The 19246-nt window shown below is 32.8% G+C and carries 23 protein-coding genes and 2 riboswitches; of the genes, 5 read left to right on the forward strand and 18 right to left on the reverse strand.

The annotated features are described in order from the left end of the window. Positions 1–50 precede the first annotated feature (50 nt). Both BWZ22_RS05100 and BWZ22_RS05105 read left to right on the forward strand, forming a co-directional pair. Positions 51–617, forward strand: a complete 567-nt coding sequence (locus tag BWZ22_RS05100) for a DNA-3-methyladenine glycosylase I (RefSeq protein ID WP_076698420.1) — start codon at positions 51–53, stop codon at positions 615–617. Further along, positions 583–1287, forward strand: coding sequence for a DUF2490 domain-containing protein (locus BWZ22_RS05105; RefSeq protein ID WP_083692196.1), 705 nt, complete (start codon positions 583–585; stop codon positions 1285–1287). Before BWZ22_RS05100 ends, BWZ22_RS05105 begins: the two co-directional genes overlap by 35 nt. A 116-nt stretch (positions 1288–1403) precedes the next feature. On the opposite strand, the gene BWZ22_RS05110 is transcribed toward BWZ22_RS05105, so the two are convergent. From BWZ22_RS05110 to BWZ22_RS05130, 5 genes are all read right to left on the reverse strand, one after another. Continuing rightward, complete coding sequence (locus tag BWZ22_RS05110; protein ID WP_076698421.1) at positions 1404–1760, reverse strand: type II toxin-antitoxin system HigA family antitoxin; 357 nt, start codon at positions 1758–1760, stop codon at positions 1404–1406. A gap of 2 nt (positions 1761–1762) precedes the next feature. After that, a complete protein-coding gene (locus tag BWZ22_RS05115) occupies positions 1763–2056 on the reverse strand; it encodes a type II toxin-antitoxin system HigB family toxin (RefSeq protein ID WP_076698423.1) in 294 nt (97 codons plus the stop codon). Between the two features lie 107 nt (positions 2057–2163). After that, the gene (gene aat / locus BWZ22_RS05120; protein WP_076698424.1) at positions 2164–2793 is read right to left on the reverse strand and encodes a leucyl/phenylalanyl-tRNA--protein transferase; all 630 of its coding nucleotides are present in this window, start codon (positions 2791–2793) and stop codon (positions 2164–2166) included. Between the two features lie 82 nt (positions 2794–2875). Next, entirely contained in the window at positions 2876–3253 is a 378-nt protein-coding gene (locus BWZ22_RS05125) for a DUF3127 domain-containing protein (RefSeq protein WP_076698426.1), read from the reverse strand. Between the two features lie 29 nt (positions 3254–3282). Continuing rightward, the gene (locus BWZ22_RS05130) at positions 3283–4152 is read right to left on the reverse strand and encodes a flavin reductase family protein (RefSeq protein ID WP_076698427.1); all 870 of its coding nucleotides are present in this window, start codon (positions 4150–4152) and stop codon (positions 3283–3285) included. Positions 4153–4273: 121 nt separating this feature from the next. Here BWZ22_RS05130 and BWZ22_RS05135 point away from each other — a divergent pair, with 121 nt between their 5' ends. Together BWZ22_RS05135 and BWZ22_RS05140 are read left to right on the forward strand one after the other, a co-directional pair. Then, positions 4274–5425 carry a PAS domain-containing sensor histidine kinase gene (locus BWZ22_RS05135; RefSeq protein ID WP_076698429.1) on the forward strand — a complete coding sequence of 384 codons (1152 nt, stop codon included), beginning with the start codon at positions 4274–4276 and terminating at the stop codon, positions 5423–5425. Between the two features lie 6 nt (positions 5426–5431). Further along, the gene (locus BWZ22_RS05140) at positions 5432–5782 is read left to right on the forward strand and encodes a hypothetical protein (protein ID WP_076698430.1); all 351 of its coding nucleotides are present in this window, start codon (positions 5432–5434) and stop codon (positions 5780–5782) included. Here the strand turns inward: BWZ22_RS05140 and BWZ22_RS05145 are convergent. Further along, the gene (locus BWZ22_RS05145; RefSeq protein ID WP_076698432.1) at positions 5777–6166 is read right to left on the reverse strand and encodes an HIT family protein; all 390 of its coding nucleotides are present in this window, start codon (positions 6164–6166) and stop codon (positions 5777–5779) included. The genes BWZ22_RS05140 and BWZ22_RS05145 overlap by 6 nt on opposite strands. Positions 6167–6171: 5 nt before the next feature. Beyond that, positions 6172–6645, reverse strand: coding sequence for a transcription elongation factor GreA (greA, locus tag BWZ22_RS05150; protein ID WP_076698433.1), 474 nt, complete (start codon positions 6643–6645; stop codon positions 6172–6174). Between the two features lie 231 nt (positions 6646–6876). On the opposite strand from greA, the gene BWZ22_RS05155 reads away from it, so the two are divergent. After that, positions 6877–7302, forward strand: coding sequence for a hypothetical protein (locus BWZ22_RS05155; RefSeq protein ID WP_076698435.1), 426 nt, complete (start codon positions 6877–6879; stop codon positions 7300–7302). Here BWZ22_RS05155 and BWZ22_RS05160 read toward each other — a convergent pair. The 11 genes from BWZ22_RS05160 to BWZ22_RS05210 all read right to left on the reverse strand — a co-directional run bounded on the left by BWZ22_RS05160 (position 7299) and on the right by BWZ22_RS05210 (position 19246). Further along, a complete protein-coding gene (locus BWZ22_RS05160; RefSeq protein WP_076698436.1) occupies positions 7299–8351 on the reverse strand; it encodes a HesA/MoeB/ThiF family protein in 1053 nt (350 codons plus the stop codon). The two genes, BWZ22_RS05155 and BWZ22_RS05160, sit on opposite strands and share 4 nt — an antisense overlap. A 7-nt stretch (positions 8352–8358) precedes the next feature. Next, a complete protein-coding gene (gene thiH, locus BWZ22_RS05165; protein ID WP_083692198.1) occupies positions 8359–9471 on the reverse strand; it encodes a 2-iminoacetate synthase ThiH in 1113 nt (370 codons plus the stop codon). Positions 9472–9517: 46 nt separating this feature from the next. Then, on the reverse strand, positions 9518–10288 hold the full coding sequence (locus BWZ22_RS05170) for a thiazole synthase (protein ID WP_076698439.1): 771 nt from the start codon (positions 10286–10288) through the stop codon (positions 9518–9520). A 5-nt stretch (positions 10289–10293) separates the two neighbouring features. Then, a complete protein-coding gene (gene thiE, locus BWZ22_RS05175; RefSeq protein ID WP_076698441.1) occupies positions 10294–10938 on the reverse strand; it encodes a thiamine phosphate synthase in 645 nt (214 codons plus the stop codon). 10 nt (positions 10939–10948) lie between these two features. Continuing rightward, complete coding sequence (locus BWZ22_RS05180) at positions 10949–11707, reverse strand: hydroxymethylpyrimidine/phosphomethylpyrimidine kinase (RefSeq protein ID WP_076698443.1); 759 nt, start codon at positions 11705–11707, stop codon at positions 10949–10951. 15 nt (positions 11708–11722) lie between these two features. Then, positions 11723–12355, reverse strand: a complete 633-nt coding sequence (locus tag BWZ22_RS05185; protein ID WP_076702299.1) for a thiamine phosphate synthase — start codon at positions 12353–12355, stop codon at positions 11723–11725. Between the two features lie 110 nt (positions 12356–12465). After that, the gene (gene thiC / locus BWZ22_RS05190) at positions 12466–14328 is read right to left on the reverse strand and encodes a phosphomethylpyrimidine synthase ThiC (RefSeq protein ID WP_076698444.1); all 1863 of its coding nucleotides are present in this window, start codon (positions 14326–14328) and stop codon (positions 12466–12468) included. Between the two features lie 82 nt (positions 14329–14410). Beyond that, a complete protein-coding gene (thiS, locus tag BWZ22_RS05195; RefSeq protein ID WP_076698446.1) occupies positions 14411–14614 on the reverse strand; it encodes a sulfur carrier protein ThiS in 204 nt (67 codons plus the stop codon). A gap of 87 nt (positions 14615–14701) precedes the next feature. Continuing rightward, positions 14702–14816: riboswitch (TPP riboswitch) on the reverse strand. Positions 14817–14934: 118 nt separating this feature from the next. Beyond that, positions 14935–17028, reverse strand: a complete 2094-nt coding sequence (locus tag BWZ22_RS05200; protein WP_076698447.1) for a TonB-dependent receptor — start codon at positions 17026–17028, stop codon at positions 14935–14937. A 97-nt stretch (positions 17029–17125) separates the two neighbouring features. Further along, a riboswitch (TPP riboswitch) is annotated at positions 17126–17235 on the reverse strand. Positions 17236–17286: 51 nt separating this feature from the next. Continuing rightward, positions 17287–17694 (reverse strand): alternative ribosome rescue aminoacyl-tRNA hydrolase ArfB, encoded by a 408-nt coding sequence (arfB, locus tag BWZ22_RS05205; protein ID WP_076698449.1) that lies wholly within the window; start codon positions 17692–17694, stop codon positions 17287–17289. Continuing rightward, on the reverse strand, positions 17687–19246 hold the full coding sequence (locus tag BWZ22_RS05210; RefSeq protein WP_076698450.1) for a DUF4301 family protein: 1560 nt from the start codon (positions 19244–19246) through the stop codon (positions 17687–17689). Before BWZ22_RS05210 ends, arfB begins: the two co-directional genes overlap by 8 nt.

Below are 19246 nucleotides of genomic sequence, written 5' to 3' on the forward strand. Positions count from 1 at the left end.
GTTCTTTATAAGATGACATTTGTCATACCTAACCAATAAAACTTACATTCATGAATATTAAGCAACGGTGTGCTTGGTGTGAAGGTGATGCTCTATATGAAAAATACCATGATGAAGCATGGGGTGTTCCTGTTTATGATGACGCTAAGTTGTTTGAATTTTTAATACTTGAAACCTTTCAAGCGGGATTAAGCTGGATAACCATTTTACGTAAACGTGAAAATTTTAGAAAAGCATTTGATGATTTTAACTATAAAAAAATAGCCCAATACAAACAAGATAAAATAGACCAGTTATTACAAGATGCTGGCATAATTAGGAATAAACTAAAAATTAATGCAACGGTTACCAATGCCCAAGCCTTTATTAAAATACAGAAACAATTTGGTAGCTTTAGCAACTACATTTGGGGTTTTGTTGATGGCAAACCTATAAAAAACAATTTTAAAACTTTAAATGAAGTTCCTGCAAACACAGCCTTAAGTGATACTATTAGTAAAGATTTAAAAAAACATGGTTTTAAGTTTGTGGGTACCACAGTGGTTTATGCACACATGCAGGCAACTGGAATGGTAAACAATCATGTTACAAGCTGTTTTAGATATGATGAAGTATAGTTTAGGGCTACTTATTTTTTGTTTTCTTATTTGTAATGATGCGTTGTTGGCTCAAGATGATAATTTTGATGCTTTAGGTGAAACTTCAGCTGCTTTAAACCACAAAGTATCAAAAAATTACACAACAAATTTCACACTTAGAAGCAGGTATTTTTTACACCAAAATAGTTTTGGGTATAGGCAACAACAGCTAGATGTTTTTCATTATTCTACCTTTAACTTAAACCTATCTAAAAAATTAGGTCTTGGTATTTACTACAGAAATAGAGATTGGTTTAATAGCGGAAGTGATGAACTAAGGCTTTCACAGCAATTTAATTATACTAAACAACAACAAAATATACGTTTTGGGCATAGAATAAGGTTAGAGCAACGCATATTTGATAGCTTTACAGATTTTAGACAACGCTACCGCTTTAGTATAAATTTCCCACTAAATGGCAATAGTTTAGAAAATGCTAACACGCATTTTACAGCATCTTTAGAGGGGTTATGGATTGTGAGTAAAAACAAAGCCCCCTTACTAGACAAAAGAACGACTGCTAAAATTGGTTGGCAATTAAGCCAAGATTTAAAATTTGAAACCGGATTAGAATACCGCCTAGAAAGTTTTAATGTTCATACTAAAAACTACTTGTTTTTGTTAACTGGTGCTGTTTGTAGACTTTAGATTTTTTGTGAGTAGAACACTAAATTTTGAAAGCATACATTAAATTGAAAATCCGCGAGGATTATTATAAGTGGCGAGAATAAGCAATTATTTCTTATAGCCATTACAGACTTTTATTAATAATCTTGAACCAAAACTTCAGTTGGTATATGAAGTGTTGAATTGAGTTTTCTAATCATTCCTAAAGTTAGCTTACGTTTTTTGTTCAAGATTTCACTAACCCTACTTTTAAACCCGATAACTTCGGCTAAATCCTTTTGTTTCATTCCCATCTGTTCCATTCGGAATTTGATTGCCTCAATTGGATCAGGCATTTCAATTGGAAAATTCTCATTTTCATATCGGTCAATTAAAATTGATAGGATTTCTAATTCATCTCCTTCGTCAGTTCCTTTTTTTGCATCAAAAATCTCCTCAAGTCTATCCAGAGCATTTTGATAATCTTTTTCGTTTCTTATCGGTGTTATTTTCATAATCAGATATTATTTGCGTCTATTTTATCGTATTCGGCGTGAGTTCCAATGAATCTTATCCAGCATATTTGGTATTCAAAGTTGAATTTTGCAATCAAACGGTAGTTATTACCTTTAATATTGTAAACAATTCGGTTGTCTTTTAAAATACTGGCACTTGGGTAATCTTTCTTTAATTCATTAATATTTTTCCATTCAGATTTTTCAGTTTCTCTAAACCAAGATTTTAATTGTTCCTCACAATCAGCGTGTTTATCCCAAAAATCTCGTAAAGTTCGTTTTGCTATAACTCTCACTTTATACTTGTTTGTCGCAAATATAACAAAAAAGTTACCAAATTGGTAATATTTTTCGTCTTAGAATACACGTCGTTCTAATGACTTAGATTCTGCACCAAACAAAATTAAGTTTTTAAAAACTTCAAAAAAGCATCTCTTGGTATCTCTTCGGCTCCTAAACTTGCCAAATGATTGGTATATACTTGGCAATCTATAAGTTTATAGTGGGTGTTTTTAATAAAACTAATAAACGCCACTTTACTGGCATTACTTACTTTAGAAAACATACTCTCACCACAAAAAACACCATTGTTTAAATCTACGCCGTAAAAACCTCCAACTAATGTATTGTCTTGCCACACCTCAACAGATTTGGCATATCCTAACTCATGTAATTTTGTGTAGGCTTCTATCATGTTTTGGGTTATCCAAGTACCTTGTTGTCCGTTACGTTTTATATGCGCACAGGCTGTTATAACATCTCTAAACGCTTTATTTACGGTAACTGTAAATGTTTTATTGCGCATGACTTGTCTCATGCTTTTAGACACTTTTAGCTTTTCTGGAAACAGCACAAAACGCGGATTGGGACTCCACCATATAATGGGTTCATCGGTTTCAAACCACGGAAAAATTCCAGAGTTATATGCTAGTAGTAATCGGTCTACCGATAAATCGCCCCCAACAGCCAAAATACCTTCTGGAGTAGCTTTATTTACATCTGGAAACCACAGGTCTTTATTAAGAAAAAACATGGTGTAAAAATAAAAAACCTCAACATTAATCTGTTGAGGTTTTTAATGTATTCCCATTTTTTATACGGGAACATCAAATTTATTAAAACGGTAAATCGTCTTGATCTTCTTCATTTAATTCCCCAGCAGGTTCAAAGGCATCCATTGGTGGTACAGGAGGCACATTGCCATCTGTTGGTTCTTGTTGTAATGCCTCTATACGCCATCCTTGAATAGAGTTGAAGTATTTAGTTTCACCTTGTGGGTTAACCCACTCTCTTCCGCGTAAATTAATGTTTATTTTCACTTGTTGCCCAACTTGAAAATTATTTAGTAAATCTGTTTTATCTTGTACAAATTCTACCATTATATGTTGTGGGTATTGCTCTTCTGTGGTAACTACAACTTCACGCTTTCTAAACCCATTGTTTCCAAAAGTTTGCGTTTCTCCTATTACTTTAATTCTTCCTTGAACTTCCATTTCTTAAATTACTTTTTTATTTATTTGTCTTAACTTAATAATATTTTCCAAGCACTTTGTACATCGCCGTAGCTTAAATATTTCTGTGCTAATTTATGTTTTTCTCTATGCGAAGCTTCTTTTATTTTAGGATATCTAGCACCTATATCTTCTATAAAACTTTCTACATCTTGTTTTGAAGGTAAAGCTTCTACATTACCCAACATGCCTAAATTATTACCCGTTAAAATCATGCTGTTTTTAACGTGTTCTGGAAAACTATCAACGCCTATTCCTAAGCTTGTTAATGGTTTTGGTATTTCAAAAAAACCTTTACTTGCTCTACTATACAAACTCCCTCCTGCACGTGCAACTAAATCTAATTTTTTTTGATTTATGGTTTCATCTTCATTTAAAACCTCATCATCTATGTGCATTTTAAGCACTTCGCAAATTACTAAATTACCGGCGCCTCCTTCATTTCCTAAAGCAACTATCTCATTAATTTTACACTCAAACTGAATGGGCGACTCTGCAACTCTAAAGGGTTTTACCAAATCTGATTTTAACATGGTTAAACCAGATTTTTCAAATTCATTTACTCCCTCTGGATATTCTGTACTACTTAACGATGCTTGATGCACCAAATCAAAATTCACCACATTAATTACAACTTCGTTTGTTTTTTCTACGTTGCATAATGTGTGCTTTGTAGTGTTATCTCTAACTCTACGTGCCGGCGAAAATACCAAAATTGGTGGATTTGCACTAAACACATTAAAAAAACTAAAAGGTGACAAATTGGGCGTTCCCTTTTCATCAACAGTACTTGCAAAAGCAATGGGCCTGGGCGCAACAGCACTCAGCAAATAACTATGTAATTTTCTTGTTGATAAGTCTTTAGGATTGAACGAAGCCATTTACCACTTTTAATTTTAACAAATGTAACTAATAAAGCGTGCAACTAAAAACCGATTTACTAACAACTTGGACAATAATATTAACAGATTTGCATTATATTACATGTTAAATTAAATTTTAATGATTTTCACTAAACATCAAAACACCTTTCGCTGGATTATTGTAGTGGCTTCATTCATTATAGTGTCTGTTATTATGTGGAAAACTTATGAGTTTTTTCAGCATTTTAAACACGAGGAACGTACCAAAATTGAAATTTGGGCTTCTGCACAAACCGATCTTATAAAAACTGGCAACCTAAATTCTGATATGGGCGACTTACCGTTACAGGTTATTACTAGTAACAAAACCACCCCAATGATTATGGTTAACAAAGACGGCTCTATAGACCACAACAACCTAGATTCTAATAAAATTAAAGATTCTGTTTATTTAAAAAAACTTATTGCAAAATTTGAAAAAGAAAACAAACCTATTGAAGTAAGGTTTGATGGCGAAGTTTACAATACTATTTACTATGGTAACTCTCCGCTAATTAATAAACTTAAATATTATCCGTTAGCCTTAATACTTATTGTTGTGTTATTTGGTGCTGTAATTTTCTTCTTTTATAGCAGCAATAAAAATGCTACTCAAAATAAATTGTGGTCTGGAATGGCTAAAGAAACAGCCCATCAAATAGGTACGCCATTGTCTTCTTTAATTGGGTGGACCGAAATTTTAAAAAGCGAAAATGTTAACCCAAGTTATATTTCTGAAATTGAAAAAGATGTTGACAGACTAAAAATTATTACAGAACGATTTAGTAAAATTGGCTCTATTCCTACCTTAGAAACGGCTAACATTGTAGAAGAAACCATTCACTCTTACGATTATTTAAAATCTAGAGCATCAGACCTTATTGAGTTTGATTTAATTACTCCTGATGAGTACATACCTGTGGCTTTAAACAAACAACTGTATAGTTGGACTATTGAAAATTTAGTTAAAAATGCCATTGATGCTATGAAAGGCAGAGGCAAATTAACTGTTGAAATTTCTCAACTAGAAGACAATGTTAAAGTTAAAGTAACCGATACTGGAAAGGGCATTGCAAAAAAACATTTTAATAAAATTTTTGAACCCGGATTTACTACTAAAAAGCGTGGTTGGGGACTGGGTTTATCTCTCACAAAACGAATTATTGAAGATTTTCATAATGGTAAAATAAAAGTGCTTAATTCTGAAAAAGGCAAGGGAACAACCATTCAAATTAACTTAAAGTCAGCTTAAAAAGTTATGAAGGAATCATTTATTAATTTAAAGGAAGTTGTTTTAAAAAATAACTGTCCAGAATGCTATAGTAAAGAGGGGTTACGTTTAACCTTTCAACAAAAAATAGTAGAAACTAAATTCTACAAATCTATCACCTCACAGGTTAACCATATTTTAGAGTGTAAAGTTTGTAACACCACCATTTACCCAATACAATGGACTAATGACATTGAACGCGTATTTGAATACCAACAAAAAACAGTACAACCCAAAAAAGCTTCTAAATATTTAAAACAAGCTTCTTGGGTTGCTATTTTATTATTTATTTTACTAATTATTATAATTTCAGTATTGGCAATATACCCTAATTTATAAGTGGGCTTTAATAACATTAGCTATTGCCTTAAACTCTTCAGTAGATAGGTTTTCTTTTTTTATAAAGCGTGCATCTTCCATTGTGTGTAACGGAATTAGATGTACATGGACATGAGGAACTTCTAAACCAATAACAGAAATACCAACTCTTTCACATGGAATTGCTTTTTCAATGGCCATAGCTACGGTTCTTGAAAAACTCATTAACCCATTATAGGTAGCTTCATCTAAATCAAAAATTTTATCTACCTCTTTTTTGGGGACACATAACGTATGCCCTTTACTATTGGGATTAATATCAAGAAAAGCAAAAAATGCCTCTGTTTCGGCAATTTTGTAACAGGGTATTTCGCCATTAATTATTTTTGTGAAAATAGAAGCCATAAATGTTATCTGGTTATTTCAATAATATCAAATTTCATAACACCACTTGGCACTTGAATTTCTGCTACATCGCCAACAGACTTTCCTAACAACCCTTTTCCTATAGGCGAGTTTACCGATATTTTACCGCTTTTTAGGTCGGCTTCACTTTCGGCTACCAAAGTATAAGTCATTTCCATACCATTGGTTTGATTTTTTATTTTAACAGTAGATAATGCTAAAACTTTAGATGTATCTAATTGAGATTCATCAATAATTCTTGCATTTGCTAAAGTTTCTTCCATTTTAGAAATTTTCATTTCTAATAGACCTTGTGCTTCTTTGGCAGCATCGTATTCGGCATTTTCACTTAAATCACCTTTATCTCTTGCTTCTGCAATAGCTTGTGACGCCTTAGGACGCTCAACGTCTTTTAAATAATTTAACTCGTCTCTTAATTTTTTTAGTCCCTCTGCTGTGTAATAAGATACTTTACTCATAACTTCATCGTTTAATAATTAATGATATTTAAACGTTATCGAATGTTGTTTCGAAATTTAAATAGCATAACCCTTATAAATTTTTTTTGGGGCATTATTATTTAATAAAAAGATGCTGAACATAGTCAGCATCAAAAAAAATCCCGCTTCCACGAGATTACAAATACAAATATACAAAATATTTATATGGTTTATCTTTTATTGTAAATTGCAACGCTTATATTAATTATAATGAAATTATTTTATTCCTTTATTTGTTTGTTTGTTTTAAGTGCCTGTAGCGGCAATTCTGAAGAAAACGAAAACTGTAAGTTTTTATTAGACATAAATGTTTATGAAACTATAAACCTAAGTTTACCGCAATACAGCCAATTACCATTTGTTGGAAATTCGGTTTATATTCCTAATGCAGGTAATGCGGGGATTATAGTTGTAAACACAGGTATTGGTTACTACGCTTGGGATGCTAGCGACCCTAATGAAATACCTAGCGACTGTTCTACTTTAGTTCCTTCTGGATTAGAAGCTACTGGAGGTTGCTCTAATAACAAATATAGTCTTGTTACTGGCGAGCCTCTTGAAAATGCAGAATTACAGTGTTCTTTAAAGTTTTATAGGGTTGAGCAGAATGGTAATTACCTAACTATTTATAATTAACCTATTCCGTTTTTTAAATTTAAGAGTTTTGCTTTTGGAAATTGTTCTTTTAGAAAAGCAATAGCTTTTTGGCTTCTAATGCCAGATTTACAATACACAACCAAAGGCTTTTCAGTGGAAATATTTTGAAACTTAGTAGCTAATTCACCTAAAGGAATATGTTGCCCACCAATACTATGCTGTACGCGTTCCCATGACTCTCTTACATCTAATAAATTATATGCGGCTTTATTAGCGTTTAAGGTTTCTATTGAAATACTTTCTGCTGGCTTATCAATACAACAAAACACATTATAATCAGTTTCTAAAGTTGTAATTTTTAGTGCTTCATCTTTACTAAAGTCAAATAACATTTGGTGCATATTTAACACATTAAAGGTTAAAAGTTTCCCAGATAAAACAGTGCCTTTTTCTAATATTATTTTTAAAACTTCATTAGCCTGATAACACCCAACAATGCCTGGTAAAACACCTAAAACACCAACATCAGAGCATGAAGGTACAGAACCTACACTTGGTGGTGTTGGGTATAAACACCTGTATGTTGGTCCGTTTTTATAATTAAACACAGATAGTTGCGCTTCAAACTTAAAAATAGAACCAAAAACAAGAGGTTTATTGGTAATTACCGCGGCATCATTACATAAATACCGTGTTTGAAAATTATCAGAACCATCAACAATAATATCATATTCTGAAAATATATTGATGGCATTTTGTGATGACAAATACACTTCAAAAACTTTAAAATCAACATGAGGGTTAAGTCGTTTTAATCGGTTTGAAGCCGTTAAAGCTTTAGATTTACCAACATCGTCAATAGTATATAATATTTGACGGTGTAAATTGCTCACATCTACCACATCACCATCAACAATACCAATTGTACCAACACCTGCAGCCGTTAAGTATTGTAAAACAGGGCAACCCAAACCACCAGCACCAATAACTAATACTTTTGCCTGTTTTAATTTCTCTTGTCCTTTAAGTCCAATTTCATCAAGAATAATATGTCTGCTATATATATTTTTTTCGTTATCCGTTAGCATTTTTTGGCTATTTAAAATATTCCCAATCTTTCCAAACAGGCTCTAAACCTTGCTGTTTTAGCATTTGGGCAATTGATTCGGTAGGGCGCTCATCAGATATTTCAAACTGTTCTAAAGTTTGAGGATCTACAGTGTAACCACCTGGATTTGTTTTACTTTCTGCACTTACCGATGTAATGCCCAAATGCACCATGTGATTTCTAAATGCTTCACTTTCTCTGGTAGACAGAGATAACTCAACATCTTCATCTAACAATCTGAAAGCACAAATGGTTTGCACCAAGTCTTTATCGGTCATTTCTACTTTAGGTTCTAAACCTCCACTATGCGGACGCAAACGCGGAAATGAAATAGAATACTTTGTTTTCCAATAGGTTTTTTGCAAATATTTAAGGTGCAATGCTGTGAAAAAACTATCGGCACGCCAATCTTCTAAACCAAATAAAGCCCCTAAACCAATTTTATGAATACCTGCTTTACCTAACCTGTCGGGAGTTTCTAAACGGTAATTAAAATTAGATTTTCTTCCTTTAGGATGATGCTTTTTATATTCGGCTTTATGGTAGGTTTCTTGATACACCAAAACGGCATATAAACCGGCATCAATTAAGGTTTCGTATTCATTTTGGTTTAATGGCTGCACCTCAATTGTAATGTTAGAAAATTTGTTTTTTATAAGTTCAATGGCATGTTTAATGTAAGGCACACCCACGGTTTTATTTGCTTCGCCAGTAACTAATAAAATGTGGTCATATCCTTTATTTTTTATGAAGTCAACTTCTTTTAAAATTTCGGCATCTGTTAAAGTTCTTCGCGGAATTTTATTGGTCATACTAAAACCACAATAGGTACAAATATTTTGACATTCATTAGACAAATACATTGGGATATACATTTGAATAGTGTTGCCAAAACGCTTTTTAGTTATAGCTTTACTTTGCGCTGCCATTTGTTCTAAATACGGTGCTGCTTCAGGCGATAAAAGTGCTTTAAAATCTTCTAAATCTCTTTTTGTTGAATTTAAAGCAACAACTACATCATTAGCTGTTTTGGCATTTATGCTTGCTAAGGCTTCATCCCAATTATATGTATTAAAAATGTTTTGAAATGTTTGACTCATAACTCGGATTTCATTTTTCAAAATCAATTAAAAGTGATGTTATATATTAATTTAAGAAAGAGGTTAGTGGACTACTAGCCTGGGCATGTTGTTTTACTGTAGCCAATTTTGCATTGTATGCTAAACGGCCAGCTTCAACGGCCATTTTAAAAGCAATAGCCATTTCTACTGGGTTTTGTGATACAGCAATAGCTGTATTAACCAAAACGGCACTGGCGCCTAATTCCATAGCGTAAGCCGCGTGCGATGGTGCCCCAATACCAGCATCTACAATTACGGGTACATTACTTTGTTCAATAATTATTTCTAAAAAATCTATGGTTTTTAAACCTTTATTGGTGCCAATTGGCGCTCCTAAAGGCATAACACATTGCGCTCCTACTTCTTCTAAACGCTTACACAATACTGGGTCTGCATGAATATATGGCATAACCACAAAACCCTGTTTCACAAGTGTTTCTGCAGCTTTTAAAGTTTCAATAGGGTCTGGCAACAGGTATTTAGGATCTGGATGAATTTCTAACTTAACCCAATTAGTTTCTAAAGCTTCGCGTGCTAATTGTGCTGCAAAAACAGCCTCTTTAGCATCTCTTACCCCAGATGTATTTGGCAGTAAATTCACGTGCGGCTGTTGTATACTTTGTAGCATTTTATCATTTTGATTTTCTGCATCAACGCGCTTTAAAGCTACTGTTACCAATTCACTTTCTGAAGCTAGAATAGCCTGAGCCATTACATTGTTTGAACTAAATTTTCCGGTACCTGTAAACAGTCTAGATTTAAATTCTTTATCGGCTATTTTTAATATATCGTTCATTTTTTTTAATTTTTAAAGCTGTAGCGTTGCTCTTGCATACTACCAGCATTTAACAGCGTATGAAGTGCTTTAATTTTATTAAAATCGCGTGTTATTTCTCCTGAAATTGCTATACCGTGAATGCCTGTTTTTAACAATTCTGGCACGTCATTTATGGTAATACCTCCAATAGCTATAATAGGGATACTAGCATTTAAAGCATCAATAATTGACAAATAACCGTTTGCACCTAAAATAGGGCTTAACTGTTTTTTTGTTGTAGTAAATCTAAACGGTCCTAAACCTATATAATCTACCTTTTCTTTAATGCGCTGTTGGCAATCATCTAGCGTATTGGCTGTTCCGCCAATTATTTGCCAACTTTTTAAAGTTTTTCTTGCTATTATTGGGTTAGCATCTGTTTTTCCTAAGTGCACACCGTCGGCATTTACAGCTTCAACAATTTTATAATGGTCGTTAATTATTAATCTAGTTTGAAAATGGCTGGTAATATCTCTAGCTTCTTCGGCTGTTTTTAAAATCTTTTTTTCTGACACATTTTTTAAACGCAATTGCACCAATTCTGCACCGTATTGACAGGCTTTTCGAATGTTTTCTAAGTGCTCTTTAGGCGTGTTTCCTTGTGAAATATAATGAAGTTTGTTTATCATTGTTTGTTGGTTATTGGATTTTACTATGAATACCTAAAAGTGATTGGGTAGAATTTAAAAACGCTTCTATATATTTTTTTGATGCTACAGCTGCTTCATCTAGAGGCAAATTCAAACATATATTAGAAGCTAGAGCCGATGATAGCACACAACCACTACCATGTTTTTGAAACACCGTTTTAGCTTTAGGTAATATGTTTACCATTACAATACCTCTGTGGTACAACTCATCGGTTCCTTTTTTATCGGTTCGGTGACCTCCTTTTAAATAAATGTTGGTTTTACTTGCAATATGCGCTATGGTATCTTCAATATTTTTATCTGGATACAGCAATTGTATTTCATCATAATTAGGAGTTATGAGATAGCATTTTTTCCAAATAGTATTTAAAATATCTTGGTTTTCAGTTGTGTGAAAATCGAAACCAGCCGTTGCTTTTATAATGGGGTCTAAAATTATTTTAACATCGGGGTTTAGAGTATGCAATACATCCAACAAAACTGATAGTGTTTTCCAATTTTTTATGATACCAATTTTAACCACTTCAATTTTAAACCTATTAAACAAGGTTTGTACTTGAGAAATAATTAATTCTTTCTCTACCCAAATACATTCTTTAAAATCTGTATCATTTTGAATTGTAATGGCTGTGCAAACCGATAAGCCATATAAACCATGTGATTCAAAGGTTTTGATATCTGAGGTTATGCCTGCTCCACCTGAAGGGTCATGACCTGCAATGGTTAATATATATGTATGTGTTTTCATTTTATTATATAGAAATTAGTTAAAATGACATTTCATTGTTTTAAATACCTCAACTGGTGTATTACTTTGCCAAATACCACCCAAAACACCCACGCCTTTAAAACCTAGTTTATAAAATTCTGCTAGATTACTAGCAGTAACACCGCCCATACCTATTACTTTTTTATTTATATTATTAACATTAAAACCACGACCACTATAGCCCTGTTTTGAAATAGATGAAAACACCGGACTTAATAAATGGTAATTAAAAATGACTGAACAATTTTCTAGTTCATCAGGTTCATGAAACGAGGAACTAATGGTTTTTGTTTCTAAGAAACCACATGTTACGTTTAATAATTTAGCGTACTGCGCAATAAATTGTTTTTTATTTATTGAAGAAGGCATTGTGTTTAAAACCTGACGCCTTTTGGCTTCTTGAAAATGAATACCTTTTAAATTATAATTTTTTAATAGCTCATGAAAACGATGTGTTACTATGTAATTGTGATATTTTGAATCTATTTGGTTTAAGTAATCACAATGTTGCTCATAATTCATATATGGTTTACGCAAATGAAAATACTGTAACCCGTTTTTAAACAACTGCTGTAGTATATCAATTTCGTTTGTAACATTATATTCTGGCGCTATTAAAACTATCATGTTTTGTTGAGTTAGGGATTGAAGTGGAAATCCTTTTGCTTTTTCTGCAAAAGATTGCAACGGAAAGCCCGCCCACGCTTTTTCTGCGTGGGAACTCCCTTATTTTTATTTTATAAATAAATTTCTGATCCTTTTTCTTTAAACTCTTCAGATTTTTTAGTCATGCCTTTTTGAAAAATTTCGTTGTTTTCATCAATATCATTTTCGGCGGCAAAATCTCTAACTTCTTGTGATATTTTCATTGAGCAAAATTTTGGCCCGCACATTGAACAGAAATGCGCAATTTTAGCACCTTCGGCAGGTAAGGTTTCATCATGAAATTCGCGTGCTTTTTCGGGGTCTAAACCTAAGTTAAATTGGTCTTCCCAACGAAACTCAAAACGCGCTTTACTCAATGCATTATCACGGTGTTGCGCTCCTGGGTGACCTTTAGCTAAATCGGCCGCATGAGCTGCTAATTTATAAGTTACTACCCCCTTACGTACATCGTCTCTATTAGGTAAGCCTAAATGTTCTTTTGGTGTTACGTAGCATAAAACTGCGCAGCCATACCATGCTATCATTGCGGCACCAATACCCGATGTAATGTGATCATAACCAGGAGCAATATCTGTAGTTAAAGGGCCTAAGGTGTAAAATGGCGCCTCATCGCAAGCCGCTAATTGCTTTTCCATGTTTTCTTTTATCATATGCATTGGTACATGCCCTGGACCTTCAATAAAGCATTGTACTTCGTGCTTGCGCGCTAGTTTTGTTAGTTCGCCTAAAGTTTCTAATTCGGCAAATTGCGCTTGGTCATTGGCATCGGCAATTGAGCCTGGGCGTAAACCATCGCCTAAAGAAAAGGCCACATCATATTGTTTTAAAATTTCACAAATGTCTTCAAAATGTGTGTATAAAAAATTTTCTTTGTGATGCGCTAAACACCATTTTGCCATAATTGAACCACCACGAGATACAATACCTGTAACACGTTTAGCTGTCATGGGCACGTAACGTAACAAAACGCCTGCGTGAATGGTAAAATAATCTACACCTTGTTCGGCTTGTTCAATTAGGGTGTCTTTAAAAATTTCCCATGTTAAATCTTCAGCTACGCCATTTACTTTTTCTAATGCTTGGTAAATTGGCACTGTACCTACTGGTACTGGCGAGTTACGAATAATCCACTCACGTGTTTCATGAATATTTTTACCAGTAGACAAATCCATGATAGTATCTGCACCCCAACGGCATGCCCATACTGCTTTTTCTACTTCTTCTTCAATAGATGATGTAGTTGCCGAATTGCCAATATTGGCATTTACTTTAACCAAGAAATTTCTACCTAAAATCATAGGTTCACTTTCTGGGTGATTTATGTTATTTGGAATAACTGCTCGACCACGAGCTACCTCTGAACGTACAAATTCTGGTGTTATTTTTTTTGGTATTGAAGCTCCAAAATCTTGCCCTGGATGTTGTTTAGCTAATTCGGTTATTTCATCAATTTTCTGATTTTCACGAATGGCAATGTATTCCATTTCTGGAGTTATAATGCCTTTTTTAGCATAATGCAATTGAGTTACGTTTTGGCCCTTTTTAGCTTTTAATGGTTTTTTTAAGCGTGAAAAACGCATATGATTTAAACTAGCATCGTTTAAGCGTTCATTACAATATTTTGAAGAAAACTGACTTAATTGCTCTACATCATTTCTATTTAAAATCCATTGTTCACGTATTCTTTCAATACCGTTATGTACGTTAATGTCTTTTTCAGGATCTGTGTAGGGGCCTGATGTATCATATACTGTAACAGGCTCATTAGGTGTTACTTTACCCGTCATAGAATCTTTAGTATCACTTAGCGTTATTTGGCGCATAGCTACTTTAATTTCAGGGTATATTTGTCCTTTTACATAAATTTTTTTTGAATTTGGAAATGGGTTTCTTGTAATTAATTGCGCTGCTGGAGCAGTATCCTTTATTTTCATTTTTATTGTTTTTGGCCTTTGGCGTTTAATTTATTTGAATTTATATTGAATCTCATGGCTAAAAGCCAAGAGCTAACGGTTTTTACCCACCTTGAGTTGCTTGAATAATTAAAATAGTATCACCGTTTGAAAGTATTTGAGTTGCCCAATTTGCTTTTGCTATTATTTGCTCATTAATGGCTACAGCAATACCTTGGGTTGATGACACCTTATTTGCTAAAAACTGTTGTAATGAAATGTTTTTGGGTATACGTTGGGGGTTGTTGTTTACTGTTATTGTTATCATTTATACATGTTTTAAAAATGACAACTTTAGGTAGAATGCCCCGTTTTTACGAAGTGCAGGTTTTACAAAAACCCATGTATTATTTACAATAAAACATTCACTTTTCCCTACGTAAGTACTAACTTCATCAGGTTCAAAGGGTAAATCTCAGTTTCACAAAAATTGATATTTTCAATTTTAGGAAACACCCCTAAAGTTTATCTCAAACAAATATACTATTTATTTTATTGAAATAAAAAAGCACCTCAGTAATGCGATGCTTTTCCTTCCTTTAACGCTTATAGTAATTATTGCTTTCGCAGAAATAATTTAATGCTGTTTTAAAACTTTAAAGTTACACCCAATAAAAAATTAGTGGTGGCTTGTGGGTAATAATAAACCCATCCTCCTCCATAATCTACAGCATTGGAAACATATTTCTTGTTGAACATGTTATTGACCAAACCAGACAAGGTTATTGATTTAAATATTTTATTTGTGAAAATTTCATAATTAATATTAAAATCATTTATAAAATAATCATCTAACACACCTCGTTCATCTTCAACATTATTCAAATATTGTTCTCCAACATATTTACTCAACAATGATATCTGCAAATTCTCTAAAGGGTAAAAATTTAAAGCATTACCAATTATAAGTTCTGGTGAATAAGCTATAGTTGTATTTCCTAAATTTACAACACCAACATCTGTGGTTGAATTGAAATCTTTATTTTTATTACTACTTAATGCCACATTTGTTGAAGTACTAAACGCTTTACAAAATTGAATGTTAGCATCTACTTCTAAACCTAATCTGTAACTTTTACCACTTGTAGCTCTTATTGGGCTACCTACATCATCAAGCTCTCCGGTTAACACTAATTGATTTTGGTAGAACATGTAATAAATATTGGTGCTAAGAGCTACTTTTTCGGTATTATGTCTCCAACCCAATTCTATATCGTTTAAAGTTTCATTTTCGGTTACGCCATTTTCAAAATCATCTCTATTTGGTTCTCTATTGGCTCTAGCATAAGATACGTATAAACTGTTATTACTGTTTGTTTTATAGGTTAATCCTAATTTAGGATTGAAAAAACTAAAATCTGCATCTGTAATAAATTCTTCTCTATCAGAATTTAATCCATTGGTTTTATAGCTAACAAAACGTCCTTGTAAATCTATAAAACCAGTTAAAGCATCTGATAATTTAAAGGTTGCTTTTGAGAAGATGCTGAAATCGTTTTTGGTGGCATCACCATCATAGTAATGGTCTCGTATATTGGTATTTGGTGCTAAATTACTCCCCCAAATAACTTCACCAAAATGATCTCCTGTATAAGAACTCATTGACAATCCTGAAATAACTTCAATAGCATTATTCTTATATGTTACGTTAGCATTTAAAACGTAAAAATCATTATCTAACCATCTGCGAACTATAACATCAGAATCGTCTTCAATTAAATTAGCAAAATCTTCTGCAGATTCTTCCTCTTTAAACTGCTCAAAATACCCTTTCCCTTTGGTGTAATTTAAACCAATATTAGTAGACCAATTATTGTTAAATCTTTGATTCCAGTGTAATTGATAATGATCTTGCCAGTAATTATCGGTTTCATTATCATAGGTGTATGGGTTTTGTCGACGGTCTTCTTTCAACTCTTCTGCGGTTAAGCCGTACCAAGCTTGATAGGTGTATTCTTTGTTTCCAAACGTTAAGGCTTTAATTAAGGTGTTTCCATCTTTATAAATTCCTTGTAGGAAATACGATTTTAAATCGGTAAAAGCTCTGTCAACATAGCCATCAGAATCAATTTTTGAGAAACGTCCTGAAATTTCAAAATGATTGTTTATTAAACCGGTACTAAGTTTCACCGTATGCTTTCTGGTATTATAGCTTCCAAAGCTATTTGCTATTTCAGCAAATGCTTCTTTAGAAAAGGCATCGGTTAACACATTTAAACTAGCCCCAAAAGCACCAGAGCCATTGGTTGATGTACCAACACCACGCTGTAATTGTAAGCTCTGAGTTGACGAGGCAAAGTCTCCTAAATTCACCCAAAAACTTCCTTGGCTTTCTGCATCATTATAAGGAATTCCGTTAATGGTTACATTTACCCTAGAGGCATCAGAACCACGTACTCTAATACTTGTATACCCTACACCTGCTCCAGCATCACTTGTAGTAACTACAGATGGTAAATAATTAAGTAAAGTAGGGATATCTTGCCCCAAATTACGTTTTGCCAGCTCCTCTTTACTTACATTTGAATGGGTAATGGGCGAATCTGCATCAACACGTACTGCTTTCACTAAAACTTCGTCTAGTTTTTCTGTTGAAGTTGAATCTTGTTGTACTTGATTTTGTTGCGCGTTTGCGCTGACTGATAACACTAAAAGTGTTAAAAAAAGAAATAAATTTTTCATGTCGATTAAAAAAATATAATCGAATAAAAAGAGGTAATTATTCTTTTGGTTATTAAAAATTGATTTTATTAAATAAGATGCTAAAACTAAATTGTTTAGTATAACATCTTAATATCCCTAAACAGCATTACCTGTTCTAGGTTCATTGGGTATGATCTCAGCCAGTTACTAAACAAGTTTAGTATTTAGGCACCCCTTTTTGAGAACAGCGCAAATATACAGCAGATTTATAAATTTTGAAGTATGAATTAATTTTTTTTAATCTAAACTTGGTTTTTGTCTATTAGCCTTTTTTTCAGCCTGCTTTCGTTTACTCTTTAATCGTTTTTTTATAACCGATTTTGGTGTTTTTGTAGCAATTCTTTGTTTCTTAACTTTTAAAGAGTTGTTAATTAACTCCATAAAACGTTTAATTACTAGTTCTTTATTTCTAATCTGGCTTCTACTTTCACTACAAGATAAAATTAATACTCCTTCTTTAGTTAGCCTATGTTTAAGTTTTGATAGAAGCCGTTGTTTTTGTGTTTCTGAGAACACCTTAGAATTTATTAAATTAAAATGTAACTCTACCTTAGTGGCCACTTTGTTAACATGCTGCCCGCCACTACCCGAACTTTTTACTGCTTTAAAAGTAAGCTCTTTTAATAATGATACTTCATTAAACATTATCCTCTACTTGGTGCGCCGGTTTTAATAAATCGTTTACTGTTTTAACCGGGTTAAAAGTTTCTAAAGGCACCTCAACAAAAATAGAATTCCAATACGCCATACTACCATTCCATAATCCGGGTAATTCTAAAGCTTTAACATCGGTTCCATTTTGAGTTTTCATAGTTATAAAAGCAGCTTCATGATCTACATATTCTTTTAAATTGAATTTTTCTCCTTTATAATTTTTAACGGCACAAACTAAATCTGTAGGATTAAAATGAGTTGCTTTATATACAATACCTTGTTGTTCTTTGCTACTAAAGTTAATTTGAGCAAATTCTACTATTTGAAGAGACACATCACCCGATTCTGCTTTTACCCAAAAAGGTCCTCCTCCTGGTTGTCCTTCGTTTTTAACCATACCACAAACCCTAATAGGTCTGTTAAATTTTTCTCTTAAATAGGCGCTTTTTTTCTCTGAACTAAATTCATCAAAATCTGATGGAACCATTACATTTAATCTGTGAATTAAAAATAAAGCCATGATTTTGTAATCCTCATCATCACAGTCATTTTTATCTAATTTATTTAAATATGCAAATACCTTTTCTTGAACGTTTAACAAAACACCTGCTAGTAATTTTTTGTATTCTGAAATAGATACATTTTTGTCTTCAACAGTAATATTATCTATATTCTTAATAAAGATTATATCATAATCTAATTCATTTAAATTCTCTAATAGTGCCCCATGTCCTGCGGGTCTAAATAAAATAGAATTATCTTCATTTCTATAAACTTTATTATCTGAAGTAAGCGCTACCGTTTCTGTAGCTTCCTTTTGATAAGAATATGACACTTTAAAAGTAACACCTGTTTTTTCTGTTAAATCATTTTTTATTTTTTCAAATTCAGACTTAAAATAATTGTGATGTTTTTTTGAAACTGTAAAGTGTAAATTTGCTGTTTTCTTTGAACTAGCATATAAAGTAGACTCTAGTAAATGCTCTCTAAAAGCCGAAACGACTTGATCTTGATATTTATGAAACGGTAATAGTCCTTTTGGGAAAAAGCTATAATTTAGAGCGTTCTCATCTAACATGGCTTTTACAAATGCACTGCAAGTTTCATCACATGTGAAGTAATCAAAGTTTGGAACTGTTTCTTTTAATTTTTTAACAACTTCTGAATAAAACGGGAAAGATTCTATATTTGAAAAAAAGGTTTTTACCAAATCATTATTCTGCCTATCAATATACTCGTTAATAGTTTCTTTTTCTGGATTATACGTTCTTAAAAACTGAAATAAAAATTTAAACATTCTAGTTGCTGCACCAGATGCTGGCACAAACTTAACAATAGACAAGTTATCCCTTTTATTATCATAAAATTGAATGTAATCTTGTATTTCTTTTTCAGTAAAACGTTCAATGCCTCTTCCTACAGTAGCTGCTGCTAATAGTTTAGAATAAGACATACCGTTTTTTAAACGTTCTATTTGGGCATGAACTTGATCTACAGTTATCCCTTTGCTATGAATTTGCTCAATGTCTTTTTCAGTGAACAT

It is taken from the genome of Seonamhaeicola sp. S2-3 (genome assembly GCF_001971785.1).
Lineage (GTDB): Bacteria > Bacteroidota > Bacteroidia > Flavobacteriales > Flavobacteriaceae > Seonamhaeicola.

Excerpts from the sequence above, each read along its gene's own strand:
- BWZ22_RS05100 (WP_076698420.1), top strand. The coding sequence starts at position 51 with ATGAATATTAAGCAACGGTGTGCTTGGTGTGAAGGTGATGCTCTATAT.
- BWZ22_RS05105 (WP_083692196.1), top strand. The coding sequence starts at position 583 with ATGTTACAAGCTGTTTTAGATATGATGAAGTATAGTTTAGGGCTACTT.
- BWZ22_RS05110 (WP_076698421.1), bottom strand. The coding sequence starts at position 1,760 with ATGAAAATAACACCGATAAGAAACGAAAAAGATTATCAAAATGCTCTG.
- aat (WP_076698424.1), bottom strand. The coding sequence starts at position 2,793 with ATGTTTTTTCTTAATAAAGACCTGTGGTTTCCAGATGTAAATAAAGCT.
- BWZ22_RS05125 (WP_076698426.1), bottom strand. The coding sequence starts at position 3,253 with ATGGAAGTTCAAGGAAGAATTAAAGTAATAGGAGAAACGCAAACTTTT.
- BWZ22_RS05130 (WP_076698427.1), bottom strand. The coding sequence starts at position 4,152 with ATGGCTTCGTTCAATCCTAAAGACTTATCAACAAGAAAATTACATAGT.
- BWZ22_RS05135 (WP_076698429.1), top strand. The coding sequence starts at position 4,274 with ATGATTTTCACTAAACATCAAAACACCTTTCGCTGGATTATTGTAGTG.
- BWZ22_RS05140 (WP_076698430.1), top strand. The coding sequence starts at position 5,432 with ATGAAGGAATCATTTATTAATTTAAAGGAAGTTGTTTTAAAAAATAAC.
- BWZ22_RS05145 (WP_076698432.1), bottom strand. The coding sequence starts at position 6,166 with ATGGCTTCTATTTTCACAAAAATAATTAATGGCGAAATACCCTGTTAC.
- greA (WP_076698433.1), bottom strand. The coding sequence starts at position 6,645 with ATGAGTAAAGTATCTTATTACACAGCAGAGGGACTAAAAAAATTAAGA.
- BWZ22_RS05155 (WP_076698435.1), top strand. The coding sequence starts at position 6,877 with ATGAAATTATTTTATTCCTTTATTTGTTTGTTTGTTTTAAGTGCCTGT.
- BWZ22_RS05160 (WP_076698436.1), bottom strand. The coding sequence starts at position 8,351 with ATGCTAACGGATAACGAAAAAAATATATATAGCAGACATATTATTCTT.
- thiH (WP_083692198.1), bottom strand. The coding sequence starts at position 9,471 with ATGAGTCAAACATTTCAAAACATTTTTAATACATATAATTGGGATGAA.
- BWZ22_RS05170 (WP_076698439.1), bottom strand. The coding sequence starts at position 10,288 with ATGAACGATATATTAAAAATAGCCGATAAAGAATTTAAATCTAGACTG.
- thiE (WP_076698441.1), bottom strand. The coding sequence starts at position 10,938 with ATGATAAACAAACTTCATTATATTTCACAAGGAAACACGCCTAAAGAG.
- BWZ22_RS05180 (WP_076698443.1), bottom strand. The coding sequence starts at position 11,707 with ATGAAAACACATACATATATATTAACCATTGCAGGTCATGACCCTTCA.
- BWZ22_RS05185 (WP_076702299.1), bottom strand. The coding sequence starts at position 12,355 with ATGATAGTTTTAATAGCGCCAGAATATAATGTTACAAACGAAATTGAT.
- thiC (WP_076698444.1), bottom strand. The coding sequence starts at position 14,328 with ATGAAAATAAAGGATACTGCTCCAGCAGCGCAATTAATTACAAGAAAC.
- thiS (WP_076698446.1), bottom strand. The coding sequence starts at position 14,614 with ATGATAACAATAACAGTAAACAACAACCCCCAACGTATACCCAAAAAC.
- BWZ22_RS05200 (WP_076698447.1), bottom strand. The coding sequence starts at position 17,028 with ATGAAAAATTTATTTCTTTTTTTAACACTTTTAGTGTTATCAGTCAGC.
- arfB (WP_076698449.1), bottom strand. The coding sequence starts at position 17,694 with ATGTTTAATGAAGTATCATTATTAAAAGAGCTTACTTTTAAAGCAGTA.
- BWZ22_RS05210 (WP_076698450.1), bottom strand. The coding sequence starts at position 19,246 with ATGTTCACTGAAAAAGACATTGAGCAAATTCATAGCAAAGGGATAACT.